The organism is Pelomonas caseinilytica (assembly GCF_021353235.1).
GTDB classification, from domain to species: Bacteria; Pseudomonadota; Gammaproteobacteria; order Burkholderiales; family Burkholderiaceae_C; genus Pelomonas; species Pelomonas caseinilytica.
On the sequence record NZ_JAJTWT010000001.1, the window covers coordinates 390,964 to 407,425 of the forward strand.

Annotated in this window: 11 protein-coding genes; 8 read left to right on the forward strand and 3 right to left on the reverse strand. The window is 70.9% G+C overall.

Features of this window, described 5'->3' with window-relative positions; genetic code table 11:
• Window positions 1–143: 143 nt before the first annotated feature.
• From hemH to LXT12_RS01855, 7 genes are all read left to right on the forward strand, one after another.
• Window positions 144–1,241: a ferrochelatase gene (gene hemH, locus LXT12_RS01825; RefSeq protein WP_233388880.1), complete on the forward strand. Its 1,098-nt coding sequence runs from the start codon at window positions 144–146 to the stop codon at window positions 1,239–1,241.
• Window positions 1,238–1,666 carry an RNA-binding S4 domain-containing protein gene (locus LXT12_RS01830; protein WP_233388882.1) on the forward strand — a complete coding sequence of 143 codons (429 nt, stop codon included), beginning with the start codon at window positions 1,238–1,240 and terminating at the stop codon, window positions 1,664–1,666. The genes hemH and LXT12_RS01830 overlap by 4 nt, the downstream gene beginning before the upstream one ends.
• Window positions 1,667–1,746: 80 nt before the next feature.
• Window positions 1,747–2,268 carry a nucleotide exchange factor GrpE gene (gene grpE, locus LXT12_RS01835; protein WP_233388884.1) on the forward strand — a complete coding sequence of 174 codons (522 nt, stop codon included), beginning with the start codon at window positions 1,747–1,749 and terminating at the stop codon, window positions 2,266–2,268.
• Between the two features lie 79 nt (window positions 2,269–2,347).
• Window positions 2,348–4,306 carry a molecular chaperone DnaK gene (gene dnaK / locus LXT12_RS01840; protein WP_233388886.1) on the forward strand — a complete coding sequence of 653 codons (1,959 nt, stop codon included), beginning with the start codon at window positions 2,348–2,350 and terminating at the stop codon, window positions 4,304–4,306.
• A 70-nt stretch (window positions 4,307–4,376) separates the two neighbouring features.
• Entirely contained in the window at window positions 4,377–5,528 is a 1,152-nt protein-coding gene (gene dnaJ / locus LXT12_RS01845; protein ID WP_233388888.1) for a molecular chaperone DnaJ, read from the forward strand.
• 262 nt (window positions 5,529–5,790) lie between these two features.
• Window positions 5,791–7,416 (forward strand): response regulator, encoded by a 1,626-nt coding sequence (locus LXT12_RS01850; RefSeq protein WP_233388890.1) that lies wholly within the window; start codon window positions 5,791–5,793, stop codon window positions 7,414–7,416.
• Window positions 7,417–7,487: 71 nt separating this feature from the next.
• The gene (locus tag LXT12_RS01855) at window positions 7,488–9,173 is read left to right on the forward strand and encodes a phosphoethanolamine transferase (protein ID WP_233388892.1); all 1,686 of its coding nucleotides are present in this window, start codon (window positions 7,488–7,490) and stop codon (window positions 9,171–9,173) included.
• Here the strand turns inward: LXT12_RS01855 and LXT12_RS01860 are convergent.
• A complete protein-coding gene (locus LXT12_RS01860; protein WP_233388894.1) occupies window positions 9,170–10,294 on the reverse strand; it encodes a PA0069 family radical SAM protein in 1,125 nt (374 codons plus the stop codon). The genes LXT12_RS01855 and LXT12_RS01860 overlap by 4 nt on opposite strands.
• A gap of 79 nt (window positions 10,295–10,373) precedes the next feature.
• On the opposite strand from LXT12_RS01860, the gene LXT12_RS01865 reads away from it, so the two are divergent.
• Window positions 10,374–11,672 carry an MFS transporter gene (locus tag LXT12_RS01865; protein WP_233388895.1) on the forward strand — a complete coding sequence of 433 codons (1,299 nt, stop codon included), beginning with the start codon at window positions 10,374–10,376 and terminating at the stop codon, window positions 11,670–11,672.
• A gap of 25 nt (window positions 11,673–11,697) precedes the next feature.
• On the opposite strand, the gene LXT12_RS01870 is transcribed toward LXT12_RS01865, so the two are convergent.
• Window positions 11,698–14,988, reverse strand: a complete 3,291-nt coding sequence (locus tag LXT12_RS01870; protein ID WP_233388897.1) for a hypothetical protein — start codon at window positions 14,986–14,988, stop codon at window positions 11,698–11,700.
• A gap of 87 nt (window positions 14,989–15,075) precedes the next feature.
• Window positions 15,076–16,377 (reverse strand): sensor histidine kinase, encoded by a 1,302-nt coding sequence (locus tag LXT12_RS01875; RefSeq protein ID WP_233388899.1) that lies wholly within the window; start codon window positions 16,375–16,377, stop codon window positions 15,076–15,078.
• Between the last annotated feature and the right edge of the window lie 85 nt (window positions 16,378–16,462).

Consider the following 16,462-nt stretch of genomic DNA (forward strand, 5'->3'; position numbering starts at 1 on the left):
CGGCAAGTCCACTGGACTTGCCGTGTCCGGCCTCAGCCCCCGAGGGGACGGCGATGCCCGCGGCGTCGAGCCGCAGGCACATCGCCCGTGCGGGCCGGCTCGGGAGCGGCCCAGCGCTCAGCCCGCAAACATCAACAACTGACATGCCTTTTCTGCCCGAACCGCCGCAGCGCCACGGCGCCGCCTCCACGGCCACCGACGTGGCCGTCCTGCTGTGCAACCTCGGCACGCCCGACGCCCCCACCGCGCCGGCGCTGCGCCGCTACCTCGCCCAGTTCCTGTCGGACCCGCGCGTCGTCGAGATCCCCCGGCTCGTCTGGGCGCTCATCCTGCACGGCATCATCCTGCGCGTGCGGCCGGCCAAGTCGGCCGCCAAGTACGCCACCGTCTGGACGCCCGAGGGCTCGCCGCTCAAGGTCTGGACTGAACGCCAGGCCAAGCTGCTGCAAGGCCTGCTCGGCGAGCGCGGCCTGCGCGTGCGCGTGGCCTGCGCCATGCGCTACGGCCAGCCCGCCATCGCGGCCACGCTCGACGCCCTCAAGCGCGAAGGCGTGCGGCGCGTGCTGGTGCTGCCGGCCTATCCGCAGTACTCGGGCGCCACGACGGCCAGCGTCGTCGACGACGTGGCCCGCTGGGCCCTCAAGACCCGCCACCTGCCCGAGCTGCGCTTCGTCAACCGCTACCACGACGACGCCGGCTACATCGCCGCCCTCGCCCAGACCGTGCGCGAGCACTGGCAGCGCGACGGCCGCGGCGAGAAGCTGGTGATGAGCTTCCACGGCATGCCCGAGCGCACCCTGCACCTGGGCGACCCCTACCACTGCGAGTGCCTCAAGACCGGCCGCCTGCTGGCCGAGGCGCTGGGCCTGAAGGAGGGGGATTGGCTGGTGAGCTTCCAGAGCCGCTTCGGCCGGGCCAAGTGGCTGCAGCCCTACACCGAGCCCAGCCTGGTCGCCCTGGCCCGGGGCGGCGCCAAGTCGGTGGACGTCATCTGCCCCGGCTTCGCGGCGGACTGCCTCGAGACGCTGGAGGAGATCGCCCAGGAGGCCCGCGACGCCTTCCTCGCCGCCGGCGGCCAGCGCTTCGCCTACATCCCCTGCCTCAACGACCATCCCGCCGGCATCCGCGCCATCGCCGCCCTGGCCGAGCGCCACCTGCAGGGCTGGCCGACGGACGCGCCCCATGCCGACACCCTGGCCCTGCAACGCCAGCGCGCCCTGGCCGCCGGAGCCCGCGAATGAGCGAGGCGCCGGCCAGCATGCGCCTGGACAAATGGCTCTGGGCGGCACGCTTCTACAAGACCCGCGCCCTGGCCGTGGAGGAGATCAACCTCGGCCGGGTGCGCATCGGCGGCCAGCCGGTCAAGCCGGCGCGGGACGTGAAGGTCGGCGACCTGATCAGCGTGCGCATCGGCCCCCTGGTCCGCGAGGTCGAGGTCAAGGGACTGTCCAACCAGCGCGGCCCGGCGCCCCAGGCCCAGGCCCTCTACGCCGAGACGCCGGCCAGCATCACGGCCCGCGAAGCCGCCGCCGAGGCCCGCCGCCTGGCCCCCGAGCCGGCGGCTACCATCACCCAGGGCCGGCCCACCAAGCAGGACCGCCGCCGCCTGGCCGACTGGGACCGCTGGTCCGCCTCGGTCGACGACCTGGACGACGAACCGGGCTGAATCCCTTCATCTTTTCGAATCTCCCCTCTTGAAACCAGGGCATGGCGCCCCATGTCCGCGCGATAGCCCTTTTTTCTGCCATGACGACCGACACCCCCCTGCCCGAAGATCCGGCCGGTGCCTCCGAGCCCACGGCCGCCGACCTCAACCCGGAGATCAAGATCGCCGAACTCGAAGGCCGCCTGGCCGAGATGAGCGATGCCTACCTGCGTGCCAAGGCCGAAGTGGAGAACATCCGCCGCCGTGCCGAGGAAGACGTTGCCAAGGCCCGCAAGTTCGCCATCGAAGGCTTCGCCGAGGCCATGCTGCCGGTGATGGACAGCCTGGAGGCCGCCATCGCGACGCCCGGCGCCGCCGTCGAGACCGTGCTCGAAGGCGTGCACGCGACGCGACGCCAGCTCTCCAGCGCGCTGGAGCGCAACAAGGTCGTCGAGGTCAACCCGGCCGCCGGCACGAAGTTCGACCCCCACCAGCACCAGGCCATCTCGGTCGTGCCGGCGGAGCAGGAGCCCAACACCGTCGTCGCGGTGCTGCAAAAAGGCTTCCTCATCGCCGACCGGGTGCTGCGCCCGGCCCTCGTCACCGTCAGTGCGCCGAAGTAATTCACAGCCCGCCGCCTCTTGAAGCGCGGCGAGTTATCCACAAATCGAACAGCATCAAGCATTCATCAGGAGCACAACAATGGGAAAGATCATCGGCATTGACCTGGGCACCACGAACTCGTGCGTCGCCGTCATGGAAGGCAACACCACCCGCGTGATCGAGAACGCCGAGGGCGCACGCACCACGCCGTCCATCATTGCCTACCAGGAAGACGGCGAAATCCTCGTCGGCGCCTCGGCCAAACGCCAGGCCGTCACCAATCCCAAGAACACGCTCTACGCCGTCAAGCGCCTGATCGGCCGCAAGTTCGGCGAGAAGGAAGTCCAGAAGGACATCGACCTGATGCCCTACACCATCGCCGCCGCCGACAACGGCGACGCCTGGGTGGAGGTGCGTGGCAAGAAGCTGGCGCCCCCGCAGGTCAGCGCCGAGGTGCTGCGCAAGATGAAGAAGACCGCCGAGGACTACCTTGGCGAGGAAGTGACCGAGGCCGTCATCACGGTGCCGGCCTACTTCAACGACAGCCAGCGCCAGGCCACCAAGGACGCCGGCCGCATCGCAGGCCTGGACGTCAAGCGCATCATCAACGAGCCCACCGCCGCGGCCCTGGCCTTCGGCCTGGACAAGCACGGCAAGGGTGACCGCAAGATCGCCGTCTTCGACCTCGGCGGCGGTACCTTCGACATCTCCATCATCGAGATCGCCGACGTCGACGGCGAGAAGCAGTTCGAGGTGCTGTCCACCAACGGCGACACCTTCCTCGGCGGCGAGGACTTCGACCAGCGCATCATCGACTACATCGTCACCGAGTTCAAAAAGGAGCAGGGCGTCGACCTGACCAAGGATGTGCTGGCCCTGCAGCGCCTGAAGGAAGCTGCCGAGAAGGCCAAGATCGAGCTCTCCAACAGCTCGCAGACCGACGTCAACCTGCCCTACATCACGGCCGACGCCTCGGGCCCCAAGCACCTCAACGTCAAGCTGACCCGCGCCAAGCTGGAGTCCCTGGTTGACGAGCTGATCGAGCGCACCATGGCGCCCTGCCGCATCGCCATCAAGGATGCCGGCGTGTCGGTGGGCGACATCGACGACGTCATCCTCGTCGGCGGCATGACCCGCATGCCCAAGGTGCAGGAGAAGGTCAAGGAGTTCTTCGGCAAGGAGCCGCGCAAGGACGTCAACCCCGATGAGGCCGTGGCCGTCGGTGCCGCCATCCAGGGCCAGGTCCTGGGCGGCGAGCGCAAGGACGTGCTGCTGCTCGACGTCACCCCCCTGTCCCTGGGCATCGAGACCCTGGGCGGCGTGATGACCAAGATGATCAAGAAGAACACGACCATCCCGACCAAGTTCAGCCAGACCTTCTCGACGGCCGAGGACAACCAGCCGGCCGTGACCATCAAGGTCTACCAGGGCGAGCGCGAGCTGGCCCAGGCCAACAAGTCGCTGGGCGAGTTCAACCTCGAAGGCATCCCGCCGGCCCCGCGCGGCGTGCCCCAGATCGAGGTCAGCTTCGACATCGACGCCAACGGCATCCTGCACGTCGGCGCCAAGGACAAGGGCACCGGCAAGGAAAACAAGATCACCATCAAGGCGAACTCGGGCCTCTCCGAGGCCGAGATCGAGAAGATGGTGAAGGACGCCGAGGCCAACGCCGCCGAGGACAAGAAGAAGGTCGAGCTCGTGCAGGCCCGCAACCAGGCCGACGGCATGGTGCACAGCGTACGCAAGTCGCTCTCCGAGCATGGCGACAAGCTCGAAGCCGGCGAGAAGGAGAAGATCGAGGCCGCCGTCAAGGACCTGGAAGAAGCCATCAAGGGCGACGACCAGGCCGCGATCGAGGCCAAGACCGAGGCCCTGATGACGGCCAGCCAGAAGCTGGGCGAGAAGATCTACGCCGACCAGCAGGGGGCCCAGGCCGCTGCTGCCGCGGCGGCCGGTGCCGGCGAGCAGCCACAGGCGGCGCCGCAGGGCGACGCCAAGCGCCCGGCCGACGACAACGTCGTGGACGCGGAGTTCAAGGAAGTCAAGGACAGCAAGTAAAGCCGTCGACGTTCCGGCCCGGCGGCGCTCGTGTAGCGTCGCCGGGCCTTTGCCCTTGAAGAGAAGAGCAATGGCTTCCAAGCGTGATTACTACGAAGTCCTCGGCGTCGCCAAGAACGCGACCGAGGAGGACATCAAGAAGGCCTACCGCAAGCTGGCCATGAAATACCACCCTGACCGCAACCAGGGTGACGGGGCCAAGGCTGCCGAGGAGAAATTCAAGGAGGCCAAGGAGGCCTACGAGATGCTCACCGACGCCCAGAAGCGGGCGGCCTACGACCAGTACGGCCATGCCGGCGTCGACCCCAACATGGGCGCCGGCCGCGGCGGCCCGGGCGCGGAAGGCTTCGGCGGCTTCGCCGAGGCCTTTGGCGACATCTTCGGCGACATCTTCGGCGGCGGCGGCGGGGGTGGCCGGCGCGGCGGTGGCCAGCAGGTCTACCGCGGCAGCGACCTCAGCTACGCCATGGAGATCACGCTCGAAGAAGCCGCCCGCGGCAAGGAGACGCAGATCCGCATCCCGAGCTGGGAGAACTGCGAGACCTGCGGCGGCTCCGGCGCCAAGCCCGGCACCAGCGCCAAGACCTGCGGCTCCTGCGGCGGCTCGGGCACGGTGCACATGCGCCAGGGCTTCTTCAGCATCCAGCAGACCTGCCCGCACTGCCACGGCACCGGCAAGATCATTCCCGAGCCCTGCACCACCTGCAACGGCCAGGGCAAGGTCAAGAAGCAGAAGACGCTGGAGGTCAAGATCCCCGCCGGCATCAACGAGGGCATGCGCATCCGCTCCGCGGGCAACGGCGAGCCCGGCGTGAACGGCGGCCCGAGCGGCGATCTCTACATCGAGATCCGCATCAAGCAGCACGACATCTTCGAGCGCGACGGCGACGACCTGCACTGCACGATGCCGGTGTCCATGGTCACGGCCGCGCTGGGCGGGACCATCGAGGTGCCCACCCTCGGCGGCAAGGCCGAGATCGAACTGCCCGAGGGCACCCAGCACGGCAAGACCTTCCGCCTGCGCGGCAAGGGCATCAAGGGCGTGCGCTCCAGCTACCCGGGCGACCTGTACTGCCACATCGCCATCGAGACGCCGGTCAAGCTCACCGAGCACCAGAAGAAGCTGCTCAAGGAGCTGGACGAGTCGCTCAAGAAGGGCGGCGAACGCCACTCGCCCAACGCCAAGAGCTGGACGGACCGGGTCAAGGACCTCTTCAAGTAAGTCCCCGCTCGCACGAAGCCGCAGCGCCCGCCCGGGCCTGCGGCTTTTTCACGTCCGGCACCCGCCGGCCGCCGCAGAAGGCCGCGCGGCGGAAAGCGTCACGGATCGCCGCCCCATCGCACGTAAACCACCCCTCCCTTTCCGACTCGGAAACCCTAAAGTCCATGGACTGTCACAGCCATGCCTCATAAGTGATGCCCGAACCGCGACCTCCGCTCAATCCTGGCGCCACCGCGCCGGTGCGGGAGTTCGCATGTTCCTGATGGACGATCAGATCCAGGACGCCTCTGCGCTGATCATCGACAGCAACGCCAATTCGCGCAGCCTGATGTCGGCCCAGCTGCGTGACCTCGGAGTCGGCACCGTGCGCCAGACGCCGCGCGTCAAGGACGCGCGCGTGATGCTGGAGCACCAGGCCTTCGACATCGTGCTGTGCGACTACCACTTCGACAGCAGCGATTCCTCCGGCCAGGACCTGCTCGACGAACTGCGCCGCGAAGGCCTGCTGCCCTACTCCACCGTCTTCGTCATGGTGACCAGCGAGGCCACCTACGCCAAGGTGGCCGAGGCCGCCGAGGCGGCGCTGGACGCCTACCTCATCAAGCCTTACACCAGCGCCAACCTCGGCGAGCGCCTGGCCAGCGCCCGCCAGCGCAAGCGCATCCTCAAGGACATCTTCGAGGCCATCGAGGCCCAGGACTTCGAGACCGCCGCCAACCTGTGCCTGGCACGCTTCGAGGCCAAGGACAAATACTGGCTCTACGCCGCCCGCATCGGCGCCGAGCTGCTGCTGCGCCTGAAGCGATTCGCCGACGCCAGGCGCCTGTACGAGGCCATCATCGCCGCCAAGACCGTCCCCTGGGCACGGCTGGGCGTGGCGCGCACCGAGGTCGCCAGCGGCAACCTGCAGCAGGCCCGCCGCACGCTGGAGAACCTGATCGGCGAACTGCCCGACTACGCGGACTCGCACGACCTGATGGGCCATGTGCAGATGGAGCAAGGGGACCTCGCCGAGGCCCTCAAGACCTACCAGACCGCCGCCGCCCTGACGCCCGGCTGCCTGCTGCGCCTGCAGCGCTGCGGCACGCTCGGCTTCTACGCCGGCCAGCGCACCGAAGCCCTGCGCATGCTGGAGCGGGCCATGTCGCAGGGCCTGCGCTCCAAGCTCTTCGACATGCTCAGCCTCGTGCTCATCGGCCTGATGCGCTTCGACGCCAAGGACTACAAGGGCTTCAAGTACGCCCACGACGCGGTGGGCAGCGCGCTGGAGCGCGCCCCGCGTTCCATCCGGCTGCAACGCTTCGACCTCGTCTTCCGCGGCCTGTCCTTCCTGCTGGAGCGCCGCGTCGGCCAGGCCCTCGTCGTCGCGCGCGAGTTCACCGAGCATGCCGAGGCCGGCGACTTCGACCTGGAGGCCGCCTCGCTGCTGACGGCGCTGTGGATACGCCTGTCGAGCCAGGAGGTCGAGCTCGAGGAGATGATGCCCGTCCTGCGCAGGCAGGGCCTGCGCTTCTGCACGACCAAGGCCAGCACCGAGATCCTCGTGGCCATGGCCGAAGCGCATGCGGGCGCCGCCCAGCAGTTCCGCGACTGCCATCACCAGATCTTCAACGTCGCCGAGACCGCCATGCGCCATTCGATGCGCGGCAGCGCCCGCACCGCCGTCGAACTGCTCATCCAGCAAGGTGAAGCCACCCGCAACGCCAAGCTCATCGACATGGCCAGCCTCGTCCTGAAACGCCACGCCGAGAAGATCGAGGACGCCGAGGCGCTGGCCGGGCAGATCGAGACCCTGCACAACCGCTTCGTCAAGCCCATGGGCGGCGGACCCGCCAAGTCGCGCGAGACCGGCGGTGTCGCCCTGCGCACCGGCGCGACCCTCACCTGAACCCGCAGCCCAGCGCCGGCCGCGGTTGCCCGCGACAATGCGCGGTTGCACCGACCTTGCCCACCGTTCCGATGTCCCTGCCCAAGCGCCTGCTGACCTGGTTCCGCCCCGACACCACCCGCCCGCTCACCCAGGCCTGGCTCGCCGCCCTCTGGATGGGCTTGCTGGCGAACTGGCCGCTGTGGCGGCAGCTGTCCTCCATGCCCGATGCGGGGCCGGGGTTCGCCGTGGTCTTTGCCGGCATGGTCACCGCCGCCACCGGCGCCCTGCTCAGCCTGCTGGCCTGGCCGCGCTTCATCAAGGGCCTGCTCGTGGTGCTGCTGCTCGCGTCGGCCGCCCTGGCGCATTTCATCGGCAGCTACGGCATCGTCTTCGACCCGACCATGGTCGTGAACATGCTGCAGACCGACGTGCGCGAGACGCGCGACCTGCTCAGCTGGCGCCTCTTCGCCAGCCTGCTGCTGCTGGGCGCCCTGCCGGCCGCCTGGCTGCTGCGGCGCCCCGCCGCGCCGGCCCAGCCGCTGACGCGGCGACTGGGCGGCAACCTCGCGGCCTTCGCCCTGGCGCTGGTGGCGATGGTGGTGCTGGCGCTGAGCGTGTTCGCGACGCTGTCGTCGACCATGCGCAACTACAAGACCCTCCGCTACATGGTCACGCCGCTGAACGCCGTCTATTCGCTGGCCAGCGCCGGTGCGCGCCGCCAGGCCGCGCCGAGCGGCCCGCCCGCCGTCATCGGCGCCGACGCCCGGCTGCTGCCTCAGCCCGCCGGCGCCAAGCCGCCCCTGCTGCTCTTCGTCGTCGGCGAGACGGCACGGGCGATGAACTTCAGCCTCAACGGCTACGAGCGGCCCACCAATCCCGAACTGGCCAAACTGCCGGTGCTCAGCCTGCGCCAGGTCACGTCCTGCGGCACGGCCACCGCCGCCTCACTGCCCTGCATGTTCTCGCCCCTGGGCCGCTCGGCCTTCGGCGACCTCAAGGGCCCGCAGGAGAACCTGCTCGACGTGCTGCAGCGCGCCGGCCTGGCCGTGCTGTGGCTGGACAACCAGAGCGGCTGCAAGGGCCTGTGCGACCGCGTGCCCAACAGCTCCACCGCACGCCTGCCCGAGGGCGCCGCGCCCCTGCCGCCGGGCCTGTGCACCAAGGACGAGCTCGGCGAGGAGGAGTGCTTCGACGAGGCGCTGCTGCACGGGCTGGACAAGCGCATCGCCGCCCTCGACCCCGAGCGCGTCAAGCGCGGCGTCGTGCTCGTGATGCACCAGATGGGCAGCCACGGCCCGGCCTACTTCAAGCGCTCGCCGCCCGACCTCAAGCCCTTCCTGCCCGAGTGCCGCAGCAACGCCCTGCAGCAGTGCCCGCGCGAGCAGGTCGTCAACGGCTACGACAACACCATCGCCACGACCGACCGCCTGCTGGCCCGCTCCATCGCCTGGCTGCAGGGCCAGGCGACGCGCTTCGACCCCGGCATGCTCTACGTCTCCGACCACGGCGAGTCGCTCGGCGAGAACGGCCTCTTCCTGCACGGCATGCCCTACGCCATGGCGCCGGCCGAGCAGACCCGCGTGCCCATGATCCTGTGGGTGCCCGAGGGCGGCGGCCTGGCAGCGTCGCTCAAGCCCGGCTGCCTGGCAGCCCTGCGCGACAAGCCGGCCTCGCACGACAACCTCTTCCACACCGTGATGGGCTGGGTCGGCGCGCGGGCGGATGTCTACAAGCCCGAGTGGGACTTGCTGGCCGGCTGCCGCGCGGGCGGCTAGAACAGGCTGCCCTGGGCCGAGGGCCTGACCGGCCGCTGGAACAGGGCCAGCTGCACCGGCCGCCGCTTGTCGCGCAGCCCCAGCTTGTTGACCGCACGAACGAACCGCGCCTGCAGCAGCTCGGCCCACACGCCCTCGCCGGTGAAGCGCGTGCCGAAGCGGGGGTCGTTGTCATTGCCGCCCCGCATGTCGCGGATGCGGGCCATGACGCGGTCGGCGCGGTCCGGGAAGTGGCGCTGCAGCCAGTCCTGGAACAGCGGGTTGACCTCCCAGGGCAGGCGCACCGGGATGCTGAAGGCGCTGCTGGCGCCCGCGGCGGCGGCGGCCTCCAGGATGCGCTCCAGCTCAGGCTCGTTGATGAACGGAATGACGGGCGAGACGCTCACCCCCACCGGCACGCCGGCCTCGGCGAGCGCCTTGATCGTGCGCAGCCGCCGCGCGGGCGCCGCGGCGCGGGGCTCGAGGATGCGGGCCAGCTCGTTGTCCAGCGTCGTCACCGAGAGGTAGACCGACACCAGCCCCTGCTCGGCCATGGGCGCGATCAGGTCCAGCTCGCGCTCGACGCCGCTGGACTTGGTCACCACCGAGAAGGGGTGGCGCGTCTCGGCCAGCACCTCGACGATGCGCCGCGTGATGCCCAGCCTACGCTCGACCGGCTGGTAAGCATCCGTGGCCGTGCCCAGCACCAGCGAGCGCGGCTCGTAGCGCGGCGAGGCCAGGGTCTCGCGCAGGCGCTCGGCGGCATTCACCTTGGCAACGATGCGCGTCTCGAAATCCAGCCCTGGCGACAGGTTGAGATAGCTGTGCGTGGGCCGGGCGAAGCAGTAGATGCAGCCGTGCTCGCAGCCGCGATACGGGTTGACGGAGTAGTCGAAGCTGATGTCGGGCGACTGGTTGGTGGTGACGATCTTCTTCGCCAGCTCCTCGATGACCTGGGTGGCCGGCGGCAGGTGCTCCTCGGCCGCTTCCTGGTCGAGCGAACCCCAGCCGTCATCGACCTGCTCGCGCTGGCGCTGCTCGAAGCGGTGGGGCATGGCCGTCGCGCTGCCGCGGCCCTTGATGGAGTCGACGGGGACGAGGGCGGGCTGCGCAGCGGCGATGCGGGTGGGGGACGGCGACATACTGTGAATATATACAGTATTTTGCTAACCCACCAATCCCAATGACGCCGGCCGGGATAATCGGGCCTGCGCCCCGCCGATGACCACCGCCCTCCCCGCCTCCGCCGCGCTCCAGCTGCGCGACCAGCACGACTACCTGCGCCTGCTCGCCGCGCGCATCACCGGCGGCGCGGCCAACCAGATGCTGATGGTGGCGCTGGGCTGGCAGATGTACGACCTGACGGGCAGTGCCTGGGACCTCGGCCTCGTCGGCCTGGCCCAGTTCCTGCCCGCCCTGCTGCTGACCCTGCCGGCCGGCCACCTCGTCGACCAGCACGACCGGCGCCTGCTGCTGTGCCTGAGCCTGGCCCTGCAACTGCTGACGGCGGGCTGCCTGGGCCTGGCCAGCGGCGGCGGCTGGATCGGCGCGCCGCTGATCCTGCTGTTGTCCGTCGTGCTGGGCTGCGCCCGAGCCCTGCAGATGCCGGCCCAGCAGGCGCTGATGCCCGCCCTGGTTCCGGCCGCCCTGCTGCCGCGCGCCGTGGCCGCGGCCAGCTCCACCATGCAGGCCGCCATCATCGCGGGCCCGGCCCTGGGCGGCGCGCTCTACGCGCTAGGCCCCTGGACGGCGCGACGACTGGGCCAGGGCGATTCGGCCGGCGCCGCCGCGCATTGGGGCGCCGCCGTCGTCTACGGGGTGTCGCTGTCGATGCTGGCAGCGGCGGTCTTCGCGGTGCTGACCATCCGCCACCGGCCGGTGGCGCCACGGCGGGCCTCGCCCGGCTTCGCCCAGCTCACGGCGGGCATACGCTTCATCCGCCAGCGGCCCGTGGTGCTGGGCGCCATCTCGCTGGACCTGTTCGCCGTGCTGCTGGGCGGGGCGACGGCCCTGCTGCCCATCTTCGCCCGCGACATCCTGGGCACCGGCCCGGCGGGCCTCGGCCTGCTGCGCTCGGCGCCGGCGCTGGGCGCGGTGGGCGTCGGCCTGTGGCTGGCGCGCCGCCCCATCGCGGGCCGCGCCGGGCTGTGGCTGCTCGGCGCCGTGGCGGTGTTCGGCCTGTCGATGATCGCGTTCGCGCTGAGCCGCTCCTTCGTGCCGGCCTTCGTCGTGCTGGCCGTCAGCGGCGCGGCCGACATGGTCAGCGTCGTCATCCGCCAGTCGCTGGTGCAGTTGGAAACGCCCGACGAGATGCGTGGCCGCGTCGGCGCGGTGAACTCGGTCTTCATCGGCGCCAGCAACCAGCTGGGCGAGTTCGAATCGGGCGCCACCGCCGCCCTGCTCGGCCCCGTGGGCTCCGTGCTGCTCGGCGGCTTCGGGGTGCTGGCGGTGGTGGCTTTGTGGTTCAAGCTTTTCCCCGCGCTCGCGCAGAGAGACGCGCTGCACCCTCACGTCTCCTGAGCGCGCCAGGGGCCGCGGCAAGCCGCTACGGTTGCCCGGGGCAGCCGCCGGCGAGGCGGCAGCGCACCTGCTCGGCTCGGTCGCGTGCGCGCGTGTCCATGGCCGTGCGCGCCGCTTCGGAGAGCGACCAGCCCAGCGGCACGAGGGAGGCGTCTTCCATCTGGTCGAGCAGGCAGACGGCCGAGGCCGGGCCGCAGCCCATGCCGCCTTGCAGCGGGGCGCTGGCGGCGAGGGCGGCCAGCGCCGCGACGGGCTCGCGCCCGTGGGCACCGGTGCCGAGGTTGTTCAGCACGGTCACGGCGGGGCCGAACAGGTCGGCATACAGCTTGAGCCGCTGGGCGTCGCGAGGGGGCAGCAGCTCCCGGTCGTCGGAGTTGTTGTGGTCGAAGCAGGTTTCCGGCGGCTCGTCACCGTTCTCCTCGATGGCCTGGGGCAGGCAGCGCGTGGGCACCTGGCCGTTGCGGATGAGCACCAGCTGAACACGCCGCTCGGGGCCGGTCGCACGCAGCAGGGCCAGCACGTTGGCGACGCTGGCCGTGCCGCTGTTGTCGTGATAGCCGCCGTCCACCAGATGGGCCGCCGCCGGACCCGAAGCCTGGTGCGGGAGCGAGGCCAGCGGGTTGGTGCCGGGGAAGCGTGCCGACGTATGGGCCGCGGTGACGAGGGCCGGCGAGCGCGGGATGCGGCCCGAGGCGAGGAGGTCCTCGGCGCCGGGCAGGCCGCTGCCATCGAAGCGGTGGGTGCTCAGCACGCCGCGGTTGCCGCTTTCGACGACAGTGCTGTTGAACAGCAGGTCGGGCTCGCCGGGCCGCCGCATGCCCAGCGGCTGGGCCAGGCCCTGGAAGGCGCGCATCCACTCGCGCTCGAAGGCCATGGCCCGGCTGCGCATGCCGCAGCCGCTGTCGGGATGGCAGAGCGTGTCGGTCGGCAGCAGCCGCATCCACACGTCCTCGAACATCAGCCCGGCCAGCAGCGGCGAGAGGGGGTCGAGGTCGCGAAAGCCTTTCCTGATGCAGTCCTCCAGGCCGGGGCGCCTGCCCTGGCTGTCGAGCGCATGCGAGGGGTCGCGGGCGCAGGCGCGCCAGACGGCGATGCCCATGGACCCGCCGGAAACGCCGCTCATGGCCGCGATGCGGCCGTCCCAGCCGGGGTTGGTGCGCGCCACCTCGGCCAGCACCATGGCCGTCCAGTAGGCGGCCCGCACGCCGCCGCCCTCGCTGGCCACCAGCAGCACGGGGTCGGCACCGGGCGCCGCCAGCGCCGCCTCGCCTTCGGCTGCCGTGGCGGCAGGCTGCGGCATGGCGCTGGCCGCCCAGCGGTCGAGCCCGATCAGCCCGGCGCAGAGCAGGACCAGGCAGCCCAGGCACAGGCCGGTGCGCCAGTAGTCCGCCACGCGATGGCGGCGTTCGGGGTCGACTCGCCGGCGCAGAAGCCGCAGCAGGTCGCGCGACCGCAGCGCCAGGATCAGCCAGGCCAGGCCGCCCAGCACGGCCAGCAGCGTGAAGCCGGCGAGCGCGACGCGGGCGAGCGCCTGCAGCGTCGGCTGCACCGCGGCGAGATCGTCGATGACCAGCGCCGGCAGCGTGTGGTTGTCCGACCAGAAGCCGACCAGGCCGGCGACCAGGAGGAGCAGCAACCCCCAGGGAAAGACCGCGCGCTGCTCCGACATCGCGATCAGCCCCAGCGGCCCCAGCCACCACACGATGGACAGGGCCAGCACGGCCAGGGCGGGCGGCGCGGCCGCCGTCATGTCAGGGTCGAGCAGCATGCAGGCCCTCACCACGCCCAGCATGGCCAGCGCGAACAGGGGTTGGCGCACGGGGGCCGCCAGCACGTCGACGACCTCGCCCAGCAGGCGCACGGGATGGCGCAGCCGGGCGATGGATGCCGGGGCTGGCGCCTCGGGTGGCGGCGTGGTCTCGGCCGGCGCCTGCGCTGCGCGCCGCAGGGCCGTCGGCGGGCAGTCGGGATCGTGCAGCAGGATGCGCACGTCCTCCACGCTGTTGTAGTAGTCCTGCGGGCGCTTCAGGGCCTTCTTGCGCTTCTGGTGCAGCAGCCACAGCGCGAAGGCGACGATGAGCAGGGCGAACAGGGCCAGCTTGGCCTGGGTCCAGAGCAGGCCGCCGGGGGGCTCGTGGTCCTTGGCGGCGATGACGGCATCGCCGGCGACATTGGCGATGAGGGTGAGCGTCAGCAGCAGGGGCAGGAGCATCAGCAGCCGTGCCCAGGTCCGTGCCCACTCGCCGGCCCAGGCGGCGACGCCATCCAGGCCCGAGACGTCGTAACCGCTGCGCTTGATGCGGCCGATCAGGCGCGCCCAGCGCCAGCAGGCGTGCGACAGCATCCCCAGCGCCATCGCGCCCACGGCCATGATGAACAGCCACCACCAGCTGAACTCCGCCGTCGCCAGGGCCAGCAGCACGTCCCGGCATTGATCCAGCATCAGCGTGAAGGCCGCGAACAGGCCCAGCAGGGCCAGGACGTAACGGCTGCGTCCGATGACGCCCATCGCCACCTGGCGGCAGGCGGAGCGGATCTCGCCGGGACGGTCGGCCGCACGCGGATCGAGGTCCAGCCCGAACCACCAGGCCAGCCACAGGCCGGCCAGGGGCGCCAGGGCGGCCAGCGTGGCCCAGCGCTTGCCCTCGTGCGCCCAGCCGCCGAAAGGCCTCGGCGTGGCCGGCTGCCCCGCATCGATGTGATAGGACGCGAACCCCGCCAGCAGCAGCACCACGGTCAGCCAGGCGATGGCCACGAGGCCGCTGCCCGTCTGCGGGTCCCGGGCCCAGCGCCGCATCAGCCAGAAGGCCGTCAGGGCCGCCGCCAGGGCGGCCAGGCCCCAGCCGATGCTCACGCCCAGGCGGGTGAAGCCGCCCAGGTTCTCGATCAGGTCCAGGCCCCACAGCACCAGCAGCGCCGGCACCGCCAGGGCGTAGAGGATGTCGATGAAGCCCGCGAAGCCGCCGCCCTTGAGCGTCTGCCGCAGCTGCCGTGTCGCCCACAACAGGGCCAGGCCATACAACGGCATGAAGAGGGCCGTGTCGATCAGCAGGTAGGCGGTGGCGGCGGGGATGCGCTCATGGCCGTGGACGAGGCGCCAGGCGTCCAGCGTGCGGGCCAGCGTTGCCGGGTTCTTCCAGCCCAGCCAATCCTCGACGCCGAAGTGCGCCGGCAGCCGCAGCGACTGGGCCAGCGCGAACAACACCAGGGCCACCAGCACCGTGCCGCCCGCCAGCCAGCTCATGACCTCGGTCCCGCGGTCGTCTTCCTGCGCCATGGCGGGCCCGGTGCCCAGCATCGTCTCGACCCACGCCATGCCCGCCCCTTTCGGTCTGGTGATGGCGGCGCACTCTAGGCAGCCGGCAGGCGCCGGTCATCCCCAAAATCGCGGAACCGGCCGGCTTCAGCCTGGTTGGCCCCGTTCGGTGCCGGCGTTGGCCGGAAGGTGAGTCGACAACCAGAGCTCGACGAGAAAACCCAGTTGGTCAGGCAGCGGCCGGGGCAGCCTGAGCTGCCCGCCGTGGGCCTCGGCCACCAGCGTGGCCAGGCGCAGCCCCAGCCCGAGGCCGGAACCCACCTCCTCCGCCTTGAGCGCCTTCTGCACTTCCTGCCAGCGCGCCTCCGTCATGCCGGTGCCGTCGTCCTGCATGCGCAGGCAGACGTTATGCAAGTCGATCGAGCCGTAGAGCCGCACGTGGCGTGCGTTGAACCGCACGGCGTTGTCCAGCAGGTTGACGAGGGCGATGGTGACGAGGTTGGGGTCGGCCATGAAGTCGACGTCCGCCTCGACGGTGACGGCCAGCCCCTCGACCGGGATCTCGGCCACCAGCTCCGAGAGCCGGCACAGGCGCAGTTCCAGGCCCCAGTCCTCGCCGGCGCGGAACAGCGCGAGCAGGGACTGCACCACCCGCGTCAGCCGCGTCAGCGCGGCGCGGGTGCGTTCCAGGCGCTGCGGCACGGCGTCGGCCGGCTCGCGCTGGGCGAGCGCGAGTTGCGCATCCATGCCCGCCAGGGGCGTGCGCAGCGAGTGCGCCGCGCAGGCGGCAAAGGCCTGCTCCAACCTCACCTTGTGAGCGAGCCGGCGGCCCAGGGAGCGCACCGCCTCCGAGATGGCCGCCGTCTCCTCGCGGTGGCCCGCCGCCGGTTCGGTCGCCGGCCGCAGCGGGTCGTAGGTCTCGATCTGCCGGGTCAGCTGCACCAGCGGGCGCAGCGCGCGGTCGACGCGCTGGCGAAGCAGCGCGGCCCAGAGCAGGCTGACCGTCAGCGCGGCCAGCAGCACGGTGCTGATGGCTTCGAGGCGGTCCTTGTTGCGCTCCGCGCCGACCTGGGCCACGTAGAGCATCTGTGGCGCTTCCCCGCCCACGGACACGCCGTACACCCGCCACTGCCCGGCATGGTCGAACCAGCCCGTCCGCGTCACGTCGCTGAGGGGGGTGACCGGGGCCTTGTGTGAACGGCGGATGACCCGCCCCCGGGCGTCGACGAGCTGCCAGACGAACTTCTCGTCGTGCGGCGGGGCGGGCAGCACCTGCGGCAGCGAACTGCCGCTGTCCGCCAGCTGCGGCGCGGTCGTCAGCACGCCGTACATGACCTCGGCCGCTTCGCGCAGGGCCTCGTCCAGCAGTTCGTCCACTTCATGGCGGGCGGCCCAGGTCACGGTGAAGCCGAGCACGATGAGCCAGCCGATGGCGACGGCGGTGGTCACGCGCAGGAGTTCCCTGCGCAAGGAAGGGAAGACCCGGGGCGTGGTCATTGGGGCACCCTTCGGCCTGCGGCCTTGCCTGTCCGAC

What these genes read in the sequence shown, in the direction of transcription:
- LXT12_RS01830 (WP_233388882.1), top strand. Translation starts at nt 1,238, where the DNA reads ATGAGCGAGGCGCCGGCCAGCATGCGCCTGGACAAATGGCTCTGGGCG.
- hemH (WP_233388880.1), top strand. Translation starts at nt 144, where the DNA reads ATGCCTTTTCTGCCCGAACCGCCGCAGCGCCACGGCGCCGCCTCCACG.
- LXT12_RS01850 (WP_233388890.1), top strand. Translation starts at nt 5,791, where the DNA reads ATGGACGATCAGATCCAGGACGCCTCTGCGCTGATCATCGACAGCAAC.
- dnaK (WP_233388886.1), top strand. Translation starts at nt 2,348, where the DNA reads ATGGGAAAGATCATCGGCATTGACCTGGGCACCACGAACTCGTGCGTC.
- LXT12_RS01855 (WP_233388892.1), top strand. Translation starts at nt 7,488, where the DNA reads ATGTCCCTGCCCAAGCGCCTGCTGACCTGGTTCCGCCCCGACACCACC.
- LXT12_RS01860 (WP_233388894.1), bottom strand. Translation starts at nt 10,294, where the DNA reads ATGTCGCCGTCCCCCACCCGCATCGCCGCTGCGCAGCCCGCCCTCGTC.
- LXT12_RS01865 (WP_233388895.1), top strand. Translation starts at nt 10,374, where the DNA reads ATGACCACCGCCCTCCCCGCCTCCGCCGCGCTCCAGCTGCGCGACCAG.
- LXT12_RS01870 (WP_233388897.1), bottom strand. Translation starts at nt 14,988, where the DNA reads ATGGCGTGGGTCGAGACGATGCTGGGCACCGGGCCCGCCATGGCGCAG.
- grpE (WP_233388884.1), top strand. Translation starts at nt 1,747, where the DNA reads ATGACGACCGACACCCCCCTGCCCGAAGATCCGGCCGGTGCCTCCGAG.
- dnaJ (WP_233388888.1), top strand. Translation starts at nt 4,377, where the DNA reads ATGGCTTCCAAGCGTGATTACTACGAAGTCCTCGGCGTCGCCAAGAAC.